Consider the following 14,784-nt stretch of genomic DNA (forward strand, 5'->3'; position numbering starts at 1 on the left):
GCTGGCTCTTTTTATTCTTGCGGTGTCGCCTTAGAACGGCTTTGGCGCAAACCCGGTCATCACTTCCAAACGCAGCGCTTTACCGACTTTGGTCATCGGGTGCACCACAACCAGACCTTTGACTGATTTCTTCAGCTTACCCAGATCCGCCTGCTCGGCTTTGGTGATTTCGCGCGAGAAAGGCATATCCGCCAGCTTCTTACGCTCTTTATTCGTCTCGTAATCGTTTTTGCCTTTTAGGCCGTTCAGCTTCTTCGACAGCTCTTCCACCTCATCGGTGAACTTGCTGATCATCGCGTCATCGCCGCGAGTCTTAGCAGCATCCAACTTGTGACGGCAGGTATCGAGACGGTTATGCATTTGTTGAATGTCGTTTTTTAGACTCATGGAAAAACCCTCTTTGTAGATCGGGCACGGAGTATAGCACAATGCGTCAACGCGTAACGGTTTTCTCACCAACAAAATATCCGCTATGGCGGAAAAGAAAAGGCGCCCATAAAGGGCGCCTTTGAGCTTGTGACGGGTTGGAAGCTAGATAGTCAGAGGAATCAGTTCCAAGCCAAGAACAGAACTGATGCCCATCACTACCAGCAGTGACACTTTAAACACCGTTTTTGACCATTCAACATAGTTGTCTTCGGTCACCGGTTTGAAAGTCACTTTGGTCCACATGAAGCACACGGCAGAAGCAATCACCAGATACTCGTAGCCACACTCCCCGAGAAGGAACAAAGCCAAAGCCACCAGGTTGAATGCCACCACATACGCCATCATGTGTTTGCGTGCTTTTTCAATGCCAGATACAACCGGCAATACAGGAATGCCGGCGGTCTTGTAATCTTGCATACGGAACATCGCAATCGCGTAGGAATGCGGCATCTGCCACAGGCAGAACAGTGCAAACAGCAGTACCGCTTCCAGGCTGATGTAATTGGTTACGGCAAGGTAACCCACCAGCGGTGGTACGGCGCCAGAGACGCTACCGACTAAAGTGCCGTACACAGAGGTGCGTTTGTACCACATGGTGTAGAAGAACACGTAAAACACGTATCCCAACAACACCACCACTGTCGAGAGCGGGTTGGCCATGCGATAAAGCAGAGCCGTGCCGCCCAGCAGCAGAGCGATAGCGTAGACAAACGCGTGGTCAACATTGATTTCCCCTTGCGCCAGTAAACGGCCACGAGTGCGATCCATTCGCAAATCGATATCACGATCGAAAATGTTGTTCACCACACAGCCTGACGCAATCACCATTGCCACACCCGCCAAGGTGTATGCCAGCAAAGCCACATCAGCCGCCTCAGATTTCGCTGCGAGGAAGTACCCCGCAGCGACTGAGATCAGGTTACCGATGATGATGCCCGGCTTGGTGATAGAGATGTAACCTTTAATCATGGATGCCTACATCGCCATGTTGATGTTGAGGTTCCACATGATCCAGATTGAACCACCAATCAGAATCAGTACCACCATGGCGGTAAACATCAGAGACACAAAGTTCCAACGGCCATCTTCGGTACGGGTTTCCATGTGCAGGAAGTACACAAAGTGCACAAACACCTGCACGATCGCGCAGCCAAACATCAGAGCGTAAGTAACCGTCTCTGGCAGGCTTTGAGTCGCGACAAAGTAGAACGGGATAATGGTCAGGATCAGTGACGCAATAAAGCCCTTGATGTAATCGTTTTTACCAGAATCTACGTGTTGGTTGCTCATTACATTACTCCCAGTAGGTAGACGATGGTGAATACACAGATCCAAACGATATCCAGGAAGTGCCAGAACAAGCTTAAGCAGTTAAAGCGGGTTTCCATCATTTCGTTCAGGCCTTTGCTGTTGAGTTGCCAGTAGCACACTGCCAGCCAAATCAGACCAAAGCTTACGTGCAGACCGTGCGTGCCCACCAGCGTAAAGAACGCCGACAGGAATGCACTGCGCTGCGGACCTGCGCCTTCTGCAATCAGGTGATGGAACTCGTACAGTTCCATGCCGATAAAGCCAGCACCCAACAGGAAGGTCACCGCCAGCCAACGTTTCAGGCCAGCGATGTCTTTGCGTTTCATCGCAATCATACCGAAACCAAACGTGATACTACTGAACAGCAGCAGCATGGTTTCAGCGAAAACGAATGGCAGTTCAAACAGCTCTTTGCCGGTTGGACCGCCAGCGGTCGCGTTAGACAGGACGGCGAACGTTGCAAACAAGCTTGCAAACAGAACGCAGTCGCTCATCAGGTAGATCCAGAAACCGAACAGCTTGTTGCCACCGGTGTCGTGATGATCGTGATCATGTGCGCCATGAACATTAGCGTGCATAGGTCACCTCCATATCTTCATCGTCACCCTGGTCGCCAGACACTGGGTTAGCGGTCGCTTGCGCAGCACGTTTACGGTGCGCTTCTTCAATCGCTTTGATTTCATCAACCTGAACGTAGTAGTCGAGGTCTTCGTTGAAGCTGTGTTTGATACTGGTTACGACGATACCGATAAAACCGATAGCCGCCAGCCACCAGATGTACCAAATCATCGCGAAGCCGAAGATCAGTGCCCAAGCCGATACGTAGATACCCGTTGGTGTGTTCTTAGGCATATGAATTGGCTGGTATTCCACTTCTTTGTTCAGATCGTGTTCACCGCGCTCTTTCTGGTACCAGAAGGCATCCAGTTCGTCGCCTTTCGGCAGCACTGCGAAGTTGTAGAACGGAGGAGGAGATGACGTTGCCCATTCCAGAGTACGGCCACCCCATGGGTCGCCAGTCAGATCCAGGTTCTGTTTACGGTCACGCACACTCACGTAGATCTGAATGAACTGACACAGGACGCCCAGCGCAACAATTGCCGTACCAAAGGCAGCAACCGCCAACAGAGGGAAGAACTCATGGTCGATGTTCTGGCTGATACGACGAGTCATACCCATAAAGCCCAGCGCGTAAAGCGGCAGGAATGCCAGAATGAAACCGGTCAACCAGCACCAGAACGCACGTTTACCCCAAGTTTCATTCAGAGTGAAACCGGTCGCTTTCGGGAACCAGTAAGTGATCGCTGCGAAACAGCCGAACACTACACCACCGATAATAACGTTGTGGAAGTGCGCGATCAGGAATACCGAGTTGTGCAGTACGAAGTCCGCACCCGGTACGGCCATCAGAACGCCAGTCATACCACCGATAGAGAACGAAATCAGGAAGCCGACCGTCCACATCATTGGTGTTGTGAACTGAATGCGACCACGGTACATGGTGAACAACCAGTTGAAAATCTTAACCCCGGTCGGGATAGAGATGATCATGGTCGCGATACCGAAGAACGCGTTCACGTTCGCGCCGCCACCCATGGTGAAGAAGTGGTGCAGCCAAACAACAAACGCCAGAATGGTGATAACAATCGTTGCCCAAACCAGAGAGGTGTAACCGAACAGTTTCTTACGCGAGAACGTCGCAGTGACTTCTGAGAACACACCGAACACTGGCAGAACCAGGATGTACACTTCTGGGTGACCCCAAGCCCAAATCAGGTTGACATACATCATCATGTTGCCACCCATATCATTGGTGAAGAAGTGCATGCCTAGGTAACGGTCAAGCGTCAGCAGAGCAATGGTTACGGTCAGAATCGGGAACGAGATAATGATCAGGATGTTGGCGCAGAACGATGCCCAAGTGAATACTGGCATTTTCATCAGCGGCATAGACGGCGTACGCATACGCAGAATCGTCGCGAAGAAGTTCACACCCGTCAGCGTGGTACCGACACCGGATATCTGCAGTGCCCATATCCAGTAGTCGACCCCGACACCCGGACTCGCATCAATGCCAGACAATGGCGGGTATGCAAGCCAACCGGTACGGCCGAACTCACCCACAGCCAGAGACATGTTGGTCAGGATGACACCGACAACAAACAGCCAGAAGCTCAGGTTGTTCAGGTATGGGAACGCCACGTCACGAGCACCGATTTGCAGCGGCACCACGATGTTCATCAAACCGATGACCAGCGGCATTGCCACGAAGAAAATCATGATCACGCCGTGCGCGGTAAAGATTTGGTCGTAGTGGTGCTGAGGCAGGTAACCTGCTTCACCCGCTGACGACAGCAATTGTTGGCTACGCATCATCACTGCATCGGCAAAACCACGAATTAACATGATCATCGCGACAGCAATGTACATAAAGCCCAGTTTTTTGTGGTCTACCGAAGTAAACCATTCATTCCACAGGTACTGCCATTTACCCATACGAGTAATGGTCACTACCACAGCAAGGCCAACAAGCGCGATCACTGCCATAGTGATCATGATGATAGGCTCATGATATGGAATGGAATCTAGTGTTAGTCTTCCAAACATCGTTTGTTACCCTTTATGTTCTGCCATGTTCATATGACCATGCTCTTCAGCTTCACCACCCATGCTGTGAGAACCCATAAACTGCATAACCACAGTCGAGAACAAGTCATGAGGGACGTGAGAGAAGTAAGTCACAGGAACGTCTTCACTTGGTTTCGCAAGCGCTTGGTAATCGCTGAAATCGTGCAGCATTTTTGGCTGTGATTTCACTTCGTTAACCCAGCTGTCGAAGCTCTGTTGATCTGGCAGTGCATTTGCCACGAACTTCATGTGCGAGAAACCTTCGCCGCTGTAGCTGGCAGACATGCCTTTGAACTCACCTTCGTGGTTCGCAATCAGGTGCAGACGAGTCACCATGCCAGGCATCGCGTAGATCTGGCTGCCCAGTTGCGGAATAAAGAAGGAGTTCATGATGTTGTCAGAAGTGATTTTGAACTTCACAGGAACATCTTTCGGGAATGCGACGTAGTTGACGGTAGCAATCTGCTGCTCTGGATAGATGAATAGCCATTTCCAGTCCAGTGAAACAACTTCAATCGTCATCGGTTTGACGTCACTTTGAAGTGGGACGGATGGCTCCAGCTCATGCGTAGAACGCCAGGTAATCACACCCAAAATCGCGATGATGATGATTGGAATCGTCCAAACCACCACTTCGATTTTGGTCGAGTGAGACCATTCTGGTGTGTATTCTACGTCAGTGTTGCTCGCACGGTATTTGTAGGAGAAGTAAATTGTCATCAGAATCACGGGGATGACGACAATCAACATCAGAACAAGAGCGGTGATGATCAACTCTTTTTCACGTACCCCTACCATGCCCTTGGGATCAAGCAAAGCAGATTGACATCCTGAGAGGAGCAAAATTGCAAAAAACAATCCCGCTCTCGACAAGATGTTTTTGTATCTTGAGGCTTCCATTGACTTTCTCGACTGTATTTGCAGATTTCCACCGACAAAAGTTGGCACTTTTTGGAATCTGCGGTTGATGTTTATGAGTATTTTTATATGTGTTGAGCTTGAACAAATGTTTACTTGAGGTAACATTCGCGTGCACGCAAGTCATGAACATCGACATACGTCCAACAATTCAACTCACGCCAAAACACAAATGTCACAGTCGGAAACATTTTGTTACATCCGGCGCATTATGCGGACATTAAGTCCGAATCACAGTAGATCAAATTGCAATCTTACCTTTCATAAATGGAATCATTAGTAAATTTAAACCTTTACTAATGTGGGGTTACACACTTCAAACACCTGTTATATCTGAAAAGTTTCTTTGATTTGGATCAAGAAATGTCATACTTTTGTGCTAAGAAGAAAAGTTAATAAGCTCGAATGATGTCACAAATTACGATTTTTTTTGATGGGCGCTGTCCGCTCTGCTTTCGCGAAATGTGCGCATTAAAGCAGCATTATGTTCATAATTCCATCACCCTGATCGACATCCACAGTGAAGCCATGGACGCCTATCCCGAGATCGACGCAGAAGAAGCGCGGCGGATCCTGCTCGCCTACAATTCGCAAGGTGAGCTGATCCGAGGATTGGATGCGCTACATTTGGCCTGGTCTTTGGTCGGTAGGCCGTGGATCTATGCCATGACACGCTGGCCTGTTATCCGCCCACTCGCCAATTACGGCTATTTATTGTTCGCTCGTCATCGCTACACATTATCCCGCTGGCTGACAGGTCAGAGCCGTTGCGATAACGATCAATGTCGACGCAAATAACAAAATCGAACCAACTCCCCTCCCCCGTAACAAAACTGCGCTACGATTACTGAGTAAAACAACAATAAGCCACCTCAAACCAGAGCGCAGGCAAAAGACAATCACCTTTACTGGACGGGACACGCTATGAATTTAACCATACGTCATCGACTCTATATTTTGTCGATCGTGCCGCTGCTGATCATCGCCATCAGTATGATGTACTTTACTTTTACCGAGACCCAGAGCTTCAGTCACACTCAAATGGCCAACACGCGCGAAGCGATGATGGACATGAAGAAGGCGGAGCTTAAAGCGTATTTACAGATCGCCGAATCCGCACTGACGCCGCTGAAAAACCGCCAAGCGACCCGCGAGGATGCGGTCGCGATTTTGCAGGAGATTGCGTTTGGCCAAAATGGCTACCTGTTTGGCTATGACAGCAAAGGCACCCGAGTCTTACTCGGCAAAGGCCAAACCGGCCTCGGAGACAACTTCATCGATTTACAGGACTCGCAAGGCAACTACCTGGTGCGGGATCTGATCAAAAACGCCAAAAGCGGTGACTTCACCACTTACTATTTCCCCAAACCCGGTGAGACTCAGCCTCTGCCTAAATTAAGCTACTCCGTCTATCTGCCACAGTGGGATCTCATCATTGGTACCGGTTTTTATACCGATGATGTCGACGCCGAAATAGCCGAAATGGAAATGCTCGCCAAACAAAGACTCACCAGCAGCTTGTGGACGCTCACCGCGATCAGCGTCGTGATTGTGGTATTGGTGGGGATTGTTGCCATGTTCATCAACCGCAGCATCTTGCATCCTCTGCGTCTCTTTGATGCGTCAATCCGCTCGTTTGCCAGCGGCGATGCCGATCTGACAGCGCGTATGGAACGTTTCAACGTGCCGGAATTTGCTCAACTGAGTGAGAACTTCAATGCCTTTGTCGCCAGCCTGCAAGACATCATCAAACGAGTGAACTTGGTCGGCCAGCAAGTGGTGGACGAAACTAACTCCATGACCCAGCGCGCGACCCAGGTCGATGATTTGGCTTCCGGTCAGCGCGAAGAGACCGAACAGGTTGCCACCGCCATGACGGAGATGACCACTACGGCGCACGAAATTTCCAATAATGCCAGCCAGGCTGCGCAATCGGCCAAAGAGGCGGACGACAATGCCAAAGAAGCCCATTCGATTGTTGATACCGCTGCGCGGTCCGTACAGTCACTAGCGGAAGAAGTGGCCGAAGCCAGCAGCGTGATTTCCAAGTTGGAGAGCGATGTGAAGAACATTTCCACCTCCCTTGCCGTGATTCAGGATATTGCTGAACAAACCAACCTGCTGGCACTCAATGCTGCCATTGAAGCGGCGCGCGCAGGCGATCAAGGGCGCGGCTTTGCAGTAGTTGCCGATGAAGTGCGTAAACTGGCCAGCCGCACACAAGACAGTACTGGTGAAATTCACGCCATGATTGAGCAGTTGAAAGCGGCTTCCGATGCTGCGGTACGCGCGATGGATTCCAGCCAGAATCGCAGTGTCTCTACCGTGCAGGAGGCCAATGCCGCCGCCAAGGCGCTGGAGCAAATTCAGCAGTCGATTGGCACGATTATGGATATGAACTCACTGATTGCGACCGCCACGGAAGAGCAAAGTCTGGTTGGGCAGGAAATTTCACAACGTATTGTGGTGATCTCCGATCAAAGCAGCCAGTCTGCCGATCTGGCTAATGAAAACCGTCAAGGCAGCCAGGCACTCAATGGTCGTGCGCATGAACTGTATGACTTGGTGGCACGGTTTAAAGTTTAACCAGTTTTACACTGTAAACCGCCATAAAAAAGCCCCCGACTTCGGGGGCTTTTTGGCTATATAGGGCTGTCTATTGTTTGGCTTCCTGCTTGACCGCTTTAATCAATACCGAGGTGTCCATACGACCATCCCCGTTTGCAGACAGGCTGCGATATGCTGCAATGGTTTTCTCGGTCATAGGCAAATGCACGCCTTGACGCTGAGCTTCATCCAGGCAGAAGCCCAGATCTTTGATCATCCAGTCAATGGCGAAACCAAAATCAAACTTGTTCTCTGCCATGGTCACTGCACGATTTTCCATCTGCCATGAACCCGCAGCACCATTTTTCAGGCAAGCAACCAGCGTTGGAATATCCAGCCCTGCGTTTTCCGCCAGAATCAGACCTTCGGACAAACCGTTAAGTACGCCAGCGATACAGATCTGGTTAACCATCTTAGCGCGCTGTCCCTGACCGACGCCGCCCATCAAAACCGAAGAACGGCCATACGCCTTAAATACTGGCTGCAGTTCATCAAACAACTCCGCCTCGCCACCACACATGATGGTCAGCAAGCCGTTTTCCGCGCCAGCTTGACCGCCGGATACGGGTGCATCCATAAAGCGAACACCGACTTTCTGCGCCGCCGCGCCCAGCTCTTCTGCCAGCTGTGCTGAAGTCGTCGTGTGATCGACCAAAATAGAGCCCGGCTTCATGAAGGCCAATGCGCCTTGCTCGCTGGTGGTCATGCTACGCACATCGTCATCATTACCTACGCAGGTCAGCACCACATCGGCATCGCTCACACACTCCTCCACCGTAGCGGCCGCATGACCACCGTGTTGTTCAGCCCAAGCGATTGCTTTCGCCTGAGTGCGGTTGAACACCGTCACCTCAAATCCCGCTTTCACCAGATGGCCGGCCATCGGGTAACCCATAACACCTAAACCAATAAAACTGACTTTCATTTTAATCTCCTTTTACGACAGGCGCGCCTTTGTCGAGCTTGCTCACTGCATCGAGCAGTGCCTCAACCAGTAAGGTCAGCGCTCTGGGCTGATACTTTCTATCCCGATACACCAAATAGGCCTGTTTGGCGCTGCGATGATACTTCGGTAGTAACTGTACGATATTCATGCTTTTAGAAACATGCCGATATGGCAGTGACGCCACTCCCAAGCCGCGCTCGACGGCACTGGCAATTGCATTGATGTCGTTGACGATCAATTTGGGTCTAATATGAATCAGGCGCTCAAACTCTTCACCACAATAAAGCGGGATCTCTTGCGCGCGATCGACCGAGATCCAATCCAGTGCTTCGAGTTGATCCAGACTGGTGATCGGTCCACATTGCGCCAGATATTCCGGGCTAACAAAAAAACCGTGATTCGCTTTAAACAGAGGACGCGCAATCATGCCTTCCATGTTGTCGATGTCAAAGGTAATCAACAGGTCGCGATTGGTTTCTGGTGTCACAGACTCCTGGCTTAGCGCCAGCTCGACGTGCACTTTCGGATGCTGACGAATGAACTCTTCCACCACTTTCCCGACAAAAGCACGATAGAAGTTGTGAGGAATGGCCAGCTTAACACTGCCGGTCACTTCCTGGTTTTCTGACAACATTTGGTTAAACGTGCTTTCCAGATTTTCCATTCCGCTGCGAATAGCCAAAAATGCTTGCAAACCACTTTGCGTAGCGACCAGTTCCCTGCCCTGCTTTTCCAGTAAACGAAGATTCAGACGTGATTCCAATGCGGACAGGCGGCGAGACATGGTTGAGATTGGTAACTTAAGCTTTTTCGATGCCGATACCAGTGAACCTTCCTCCACCACACAGAAGAACAAATAGAGATCATCAATGTTTCCGAAAATGGAATTCATACTTCTTTTCTTGGGGATTTTTCTCAGTTATGGATAGTTATATCTTAGTTGCCATGCAGAGGAAACAAGAGAAAAAAATCCATGATAAGTCGTAAACAATTCTGGCTAACCGCGCTGATGTCATCGTTTGTGATGGCGCTAATCATGTCTGGCGTGTTATCTGGCTATAAGCTCGGCTTTAACGCACAGTGGCCGCCGATATGGTTGAACGGATTTACTATCGCCTGGCCGCTGGCGCTGCTGCTTAACCTTACCGTTCTGCCACAAATCCGCAATTTAGCGGCATGGCTTTCGAGACCCCATTCAGGCATCAAATCTCAGGCAGAAAAAAACCGAGCTTAAAGCTCGGTTTTCTTTTTGCGTTCTTATTCGATTTCAGCGTTGTGATATACCTGCTGAACATCGTCGCAGTCATCAAGAAGGTCTAGGAACTTCTGGAATTTCTCTGCGTCTTCACCCGATACTGGCGTTGGTGTTTGAGGAACGAAAGTGATTTCTTCCACATCAATGGTCAGATCAGGGAATGCAGCGTTTAGCGCTGTTTTCGTTTTGAAGAACTCAGTGTGAGGAGCGAATACTGTGATCACACCATCTTCGAGTTCAACGTCAGTCACGTCGACATCTTCCATCATTAGCGTTTCAAGAATCACTTCATCGTCTTCGCCTTTGAATTGGAATACCGCTTGGTGATCGAACATGTGAGAAACAGAACCTTCCACACCAATTTTCGCACCTACTTTTACAAAGCATTGGCGAACGTCTTGGAACGTACGGTTGCCGTTGTCAGTTAGACAGTCAACGATAACGTTTGTACCACCCGGGCCAAAACCTTCGTAACGCGCTGGTTGGTAATCTTCACCGCCGCCACCGTTCGCTTTATCGATCGCTTTTTCGATAACGTGCGCCGGAACCTGATCGCGTTTCGCTTTAGTGATCAGGTGACGCAGAGACAGGTTCATGTCTGGGTCGCTACCACCGTTTTTCGCACACACGTAAATTTCTTTACCGTATTTGGAATAAACTTTAATTTTTGCGCCTGCAGTTTTCGCCATAGAGGCTTTGCGCACTTCAAAACTTCTTCCCATCGGGATGTTCTCTCTAGTTCAAATTTTATGCGACGGATTTTAGCAGATAGCCTTAGCTTCTGCTGAGAGCCAAGCGTTATGCCACGCCCATCACTCGTTTGTACTTGTCTACCGACTGTTGAAACCACTCTTTTTCTTGTGCAGAAACAAGCTTGGCTAGCTGCTTAGTGATCTCTTCCGATCCACTTTTTGCCTGCTTCATCTTCCAAACTAAAAAAGAAGCCTGTTTGTCGAGTTCTATTTTGTTTTTCTCTGCAGCATCCAGCAATGCGAGGTTGAAAGACATTAGTAAGCCCACAGTCGATAAAAACGTGGGGCGAAATATAGCATAGGAATAGGAAAAATTAAGAGTCAAAATGTCGGTTTAATCAGCATTCATCAATAAAAGCGTTAAAAACATAAAGGGTGGCTTTCGCCACCCTTCTCAATTCGCCTAATAGGCACTTCTCAGTGAAGCAGACCTAATTCCTTTGCTTCCTCAATGGTCAACCCGCTTTCTCGGATCTCTCGCAGTGTTTCAATGCGACGACGAGCTTCCGCAGATTTTAGATTTTTCATTGGGCGTGGTGTTTCAACTTCTTCCGTGAAGTCCCAACTGCTTGCGATATTAGTCATTTCATCATGGTCAATTGAATTAATGGACATTGTAACCTCCGAACAAACCATGCCAGGGACATGTAATCTGTAGCAAAGCGCCAAAACCTTGTTAAGCAGATTTGAGCCAGAATGTGATTTCGACGATAGTTCAGAAATCTAATCAATAAATAGCTCAATTATCTTTTGCTCTACCTACAGTGTAGAAGTACATTTAAAAAATTCTCGCAAAAAAATTAAGCCGATCAATCTCTCAATTCTTGTCGCGCTATCCCTTGTGTCATCAGGCTTCAATGGCTATTTATCGCACAGCTGCTCTGCAGGTTTGAATCGCTCATATTTTTCGATTCTTGCTCATTGCCAACCTCTTAACCACACTGTTAAAAAGTGGCAGCAGGACAACGTTAAATGGGTGCACAAGAATGGATTGACGCGATCCTATCCATCCAGCGAATTCGGAACAATGATCAAGGTGATGCCTTAATCTCGTTGCTGCTGGCAACACCAGACGATGTATTCACCGACAGCAGCTTTCACGATCAACCTTTGGCGCTGACTTACTTCCTTGACGCAGGTATTCGTCTCTACCAGCAAACTCTTCCTGATTCCGCAGAACAGGCCTTTGCCTGGATTAGCTTCGTGCAAGCCAAGTTGCAGCTGTGCGTCTGCACGCCCAATACTTCCAGGCAGGTTCGCGATTGGTGTCTGATACGGCTCACCCGCCTCACGGTGTTGTTGCTCGAACTCTGTCAGAATCAGCCTGAAACGGGCTGGCATCAACGATCGCGAGAGTTGATCGAAGCGCATGTGAGACTAATGCAGCAGTTTGAATGGAAGCATGATCAAGAGCATACCTCACAGAACTGGTGGTGATCCGAAAGCATGATCAAGGGCCAATGATAAGAATTGATCGTAACAATCTGAATTTCAGGCGAAAAAAAAGCGAGCTCTCAGGAAGAACTCGCAAACTAATTCAGAATGAATGTAACAATATGAGCCAATCTATTAATTCATCAGATAGGACAAAAGGTTGTCTATTCGGGTTTAACTTTACGCAAGGCCCGCCCATTCATTGTCAGATGTATGTCAACGTTGTGTTCTAAAAGTGTTGTTTATCGGCTCAAATACCAATCGCCACTTCATCCAGCGCCCGGAATACCGATTCATCCAGATGCCCTTCGTGCACTTGTTTACACACTTTACGGCGTACTGCCAGGCCAGAAATCAGGCGCTCGATGGAGAGATGCTTGCTCTCATTTTGCGAATTATACAGCTCAATCATCTTGCTGAGCGTCTCGTACGGAATCACATCTTCATCGACTCGCAGCCAATCAAGCTTGTCAATGAGCTCTACGCACTCTTCACGGATTGAGGAAGGGGCATGCCCGGTCATCGCCGCCAAAGCCGTTATACCGCGTTCTAGAGCCTCTGGTGAGGTGTATTTAGATAGAGTGATGGTAATCTCGTCTGCATTGATCTCAACCAGGTGTTTACGCAGCTTCACGCGACGGCCCAATTTTCCGCGCGGTGACGGTGATTTGCGCTGAATGGGCTCAAATTCACCATCGATGATTTCTGACAGCTCTTCCAGCTTCTGCTTGGACACCATCTCGTTACGCAGCGGGTTTGGCAACGTCGGCGCCATATTACGTTTGCCGGCATTGGTGGTTTTCGCACGTGAATAGCGCAGCACCTCTTCCACATCGCACTTAATATCAACCTGATAGTCGGTCAGCTTGCCTTTGTCGATCATGGTGGTGATCGTCAGGTGATAGCCCCACAGGTTTACGACAAACAGATCGTCATTGCCTTTGCCATCAGACAAGCGGCGCAGTTCTCGAATCAGATCCATGGAGAATCGGCGCCATTCTATGTTGCGAGCCAGTTTCTGATTCAGCTCACTAAGCAGCATCACATCCGTGTGGCGGCGTGACATGCGGCTTCGGAAATAAGAATACAACTGGAACACCAACGTATGCTGCTTCAGAATTTCTGGCGGGAAAAGGAAGAAGTAATCACGCGTCATCAGCTCTTCAAAGAACGAAGGCTCCCAGACCAGAATATACAGGTTTGGTTTGATCTTGATCTCGCCATCACTGCCTTCTGTTGGTGCCTCTTCTGATGCCGTGATCGTGCGTGCCAGAAAACGGAAACGATCACTCTTGAACCCTTCCGGCATGTTTTCACTCAGCCAACGCCCGGTGAGTTCATGTAACTGGAAGTCGGTAAATTCAATACGATCAATACTGTCTCGAATCGAGTCACGAGCCGGCCCGCTGTCCTTTTTTCCGCGCAGCGACAAGATGTCCGTGATATAGAGCGGTGTCTTGTTGGGTACGTGGCTGGCGTTGAGTTGGTAATCTTCCTGATGATGATCATGGTACTGCACCGTAAGCGTAAACAGTGCAAACAAGGTCATCAGATCATCGACTGTCATGATGTTTTTCGATGATCGTGTCTCGATCACTGCTCGAGTGCCTGAAATCGATACCATGGATTTCTGATAGCTTTTACGAGTGCGAGGGGGCGCTAATGCCTGATCAATAATTCCGGCCCAGTTGGTTGGTGAAACCACAAATTGATCGGCTTCATCCTTCATGGCTGGTGGTGTATTCAACCCATGTTCTGTCAACAAACGTTGATTTACCTGAGTTTGCGCTAATGCTTTAGAACGCTTGCGTTTTTCGCTTTGCTTGACTGATTCCGTCACCAAGCTGGTGGATCCTAGCACAGAGATCAATTGGTTCGGGTTCACGAAGCAGTGCAACATGGTTTTGCCCGCCAAGCCTTCCTCAAAGCGTACTGGGATTTGCTTAAACAGCCCGATCGATACAGCGGCTCTCAACCGTTGCTGGATAGCAGCACGTGTCAACTGGCCATCAGTTGCATCAATCAATTCTGTGGTTGATACCAGGCCATCCTTGCTACGAAAGCCACGCAGAGAAATTAAGTTTAGGAGTTCTACAATACTCTTCGTGACACCTTTAAAATGCTGATATTGTTCTATCCAATCTACTGCAGTTTCAGAAACTTCAAAGAGGTGTCCATCTTTGTGGCTTCTGGGTGCCTTAATCAGCAATTTCTCTTCTGACGTCATTATTAGATCCGTATCACACTGGCCGTAATATCGCTATAGTTCCAAGAGAATAAAGAAAAAGAGATCATAAATAAAGAAAAAATTGTTGGTTTTAAATAACTGATCTTTTTGATTATTATGATTAAGAGTGATTAATATGATCATATGATCTGAGGCCAAATCGCTCTGTAATACACTGTTTTTAAATGACTTTTTAAAATGCCCTTCGAAAGCATGATCATAGTATTCCTGAAACGATGATCATTAACTCATTGAAAGCATGATCAAAAATATTCCG

16 protein-coding genes are annotated in these 14,784 nt (G+C 48.8%); 4 read left to right on the forward strand and 12 right to left on the reverse strand.

Annotation, left to right across the window (positions count from 1 at the left end; translation table 11 throughout):
- Positions 1 to 30: 30 nt before the first annotated feature.
- From DYA43_RS17550 to cyoA, 6 genes are all read right to left on the reverse strand, one after another.
- Entirely contained in the window at positions 31 to 387 is a 357-nt protein-coding gene (locus DYA43_RS17550) for a YibL family ribosome-associated protein (protein WP_004727368.1), read from the reverse strand.
- Between the two features lie 144 nt (positions 388 to 531).
- Entirely contained in the window at positions 532 to 1,398 is an 867-nt protein-coding gene (gene cyoE, locus DYA43_RS17555) for a heme o synthase (RefSeq protein ID WP_024373922.1), read from the reverse strand.
- A 6-nt stretch (positions 1,399 to 1,404) separates the two neighbouring features.
- Complete coding sequence (gene cyoD, locus DYA43_RS17560; RefSeq protein WP_032080704.1) at positions 1,405 to 1,719, reverse strand: cytochrome o ubiquinol oxidase subunit IV; 315 nt, start codon at positions 1,717 to 1,719, stop codon at positions 1,405 to 1,407.
- The gene (gene cyoC / locus DYA43_RS17565) at positions 1,719 to 2,318 is read right to left on the reverse strand and encodes a cytochrome o ubiquinol oxidase subunit III (RefSeq protein WP_024373920.1); all 600 of its coding nucleotides are present in this window, start codon (positions 2,316 to 2,318) and stop codon (positions 1,719 to 1,721) included. Before cyoC ends, cyoD begins: the two co-directional genes overlap by 1 nt.
- Positions 2,308 to 4,347, reverse strand: a complete 2,040-nt coding sequence (gene cyoB, locus DYA43_RS17570; RefSeq protein WP_024373919.1) for a cytochrome o ubiquinol oxidase subunit I — start codon at positions 4,345 to 4,347, stop codon at positions 2,308 to 2,310. The genes cyoC and cyoB overlap by 11 nt, the downstream gene beginning before the upstream one ends.
- A gap of 6 nt (positions 4,348 to 4,353) precedes the next feature.
- Complete coding sequence (gene cyoA, locus DYA43_RS17575; RefSeq protein WP_024373918.1) at positions 4,354 to 5,268, reverse strand: ubiquinol oxidase subunit II; 915 nt, start codon at positions 5,266 to 5,268, stop codon at positions 4,354 to 4,356.
- A 426-nt stretch (positions 5,269 to 5,694) separates the two neighbouring features.
- On the opposite strand from cyoA, the gene DYA43_RS17580 reads away from it, so the two are divergent.
- On the forward strand, positions 5,695 to 6,084 hold the full coding sequence (locus DYA43_RS17580; RefSeq protein ID WP_061056111.1) for a thiol-disulfide oxidoreductase DCC family protein: 390 nt from the start codon (positions 5,695 to 5,697) through the stop codon (positions 6,082 to 6,084).
- Between the two features lie 126 nt (positions 6,085 to 6,210).
- The gene (locus DYA43_RS17585; RefSeq protein WP_024373916.1) at positions 6,211 to 7,872 is read left to right on the forward strand and encodes a methyl-accepting chemotaxis protein; all 1,662 of its coding nucleotides are present in this window, start codon (positions 6,211 to 6,213) and stop codon (positions 7,870 to 7,872) included.
- A gap of 70 nt (positions 7,873 to 7,942) precedes the next feature.
- On the opposite strand, the gene DYA43_RS17590 is transcribed toward DYA43_RS17585, so the two are convergent.
- Together DYA43_RS17590 and DYA43_RS17595 are read right to left on the reverse strand one after the other, a co-directional pair.
- Positions 7,943 to 8,818, reverse strand: coding sequence for an NAD(P)-dependent oxidoreductase (locus DYA43_RS17590; RefSeq protein WP_061056034.1), 876 nt, complete (start codon positions 8,816 to 8,818; stop codon positions 7,943 to 7,945).
- Between the two features lies 1 nt (position 8,819).
- Complete coding sequence (locus DYA43_RS17595; protein ID WP_061056035.1) at positions 8,820 to 9,731, reverse strand: LysR family transcriptional regulator; 912 nt, start codon at positions 9,729 to 9,731, stop codon at positions 8,820 to 8,822.
- Between the two features lie 84 nt (positions 9,732 to 9,815).
- Between DYA43_RS17595 and DYA43_RS17600 the strand changes: the two genes are divergently transcribed.
- Positions 9,816 to 10,073, forward strand: coding sequence for a DUF2798 domain-containing protein (locus DYA43_RS17600; protein ID WP_024373913.1), 258 nt, complete (start codon positions 9,816 to 9,818; stop codon positions 10,071 to 10,073).
- Positions 10,074 to 10,096: 23 nt separating this feature from the next.
- Here the strand turns inward: DYA43_RS17600 and DYA43_RS17605 are convergent, their stop codons facing one another.
- The 3 genes from DYA43_RS17605 to DYA43_RS17615 form a co-directional block, all read right to left on the reverse strand.
- Complete coding sequence (locus DYA43_RS17605) at positions 10,097 to 10,816, reverse strand: YebC/PmpR family DNA-binding transcriptional regulator (RefSeq protein WP_024373912.1); 720 nt, start codon at positions 10,814 to 10,816, stop codon at positions 10,097 to 10,099.
- A gap of 76 nt (positions 10,817 to 10,892) precedes the next feature.
- Positions 10,893 to 11,102, reverse strand: a complete 210-nt coding sequence (locus DYA43_RS17610) for a DUF3283 family protein (RefSeq protein WP_024373911.1) — start codon at positions 11,100 to 11,102, stop codon at positions 10,893 to 10,895.
- Between the two features lie 161 nt (positions 11,103 to 11,263).
- On the reverse strand, positions 11,264 to 11,461 hold the full coding sequence (locus tag DYA43_RS17615; protein WP_024373910.1) for a PA3496 family putative envelope integrity protein: 198 nt from the start codon (positions 11,459 to 11,461) through the stop codon (positions 11,264 to 11,266).
- Positions 11,462 to 11,818: 357 nt separating this feature from the next.
- Here DYA43_RS17615 and DYA43_RS17620 point away from each other — a divergent pair, with 357 nt between their 5' ends.
- Positions 11,819 to 12,283: a hypothetical protein gene (locus DYA43_RS17620; protein ID WP_024375608.1), complete on the forward strand. Its 465-nt coding sequence runs from the start codon at positions 11,819 to 11,821 to the stop codon at positions 12,281 to 12,283.
- Between the two features lie 247 nt (positions 12,284 to 12,530).
- On the opposite strand, the gene DYA43_RS17625 is transcribed toward DYA43_RS17620, so the two are convergent.
- A complete protein-coding gene (locus tag DYA43_RS17625; RefSeq protein WP_024375609.1) occupies positions 12,531 to 14,507 on the reverse strand; it encodes a replication initiator protein RctB domain-containing protein in 1,977 nt (658 codons plus the stop codon).
- Positions 14,508 to 14,784 lie beyond the last annotated feature (277 nt).

It is taken from the genome of Vibrio fluvialis (assembly GCF_900460245.1).
GTDB classification, from domain to species: Bacteria; Pseudomonadota; Gammaproteobacteria; order Enterobacterales; family Vibrionaceae; genus Vibrio; species Vibrio fluvialis.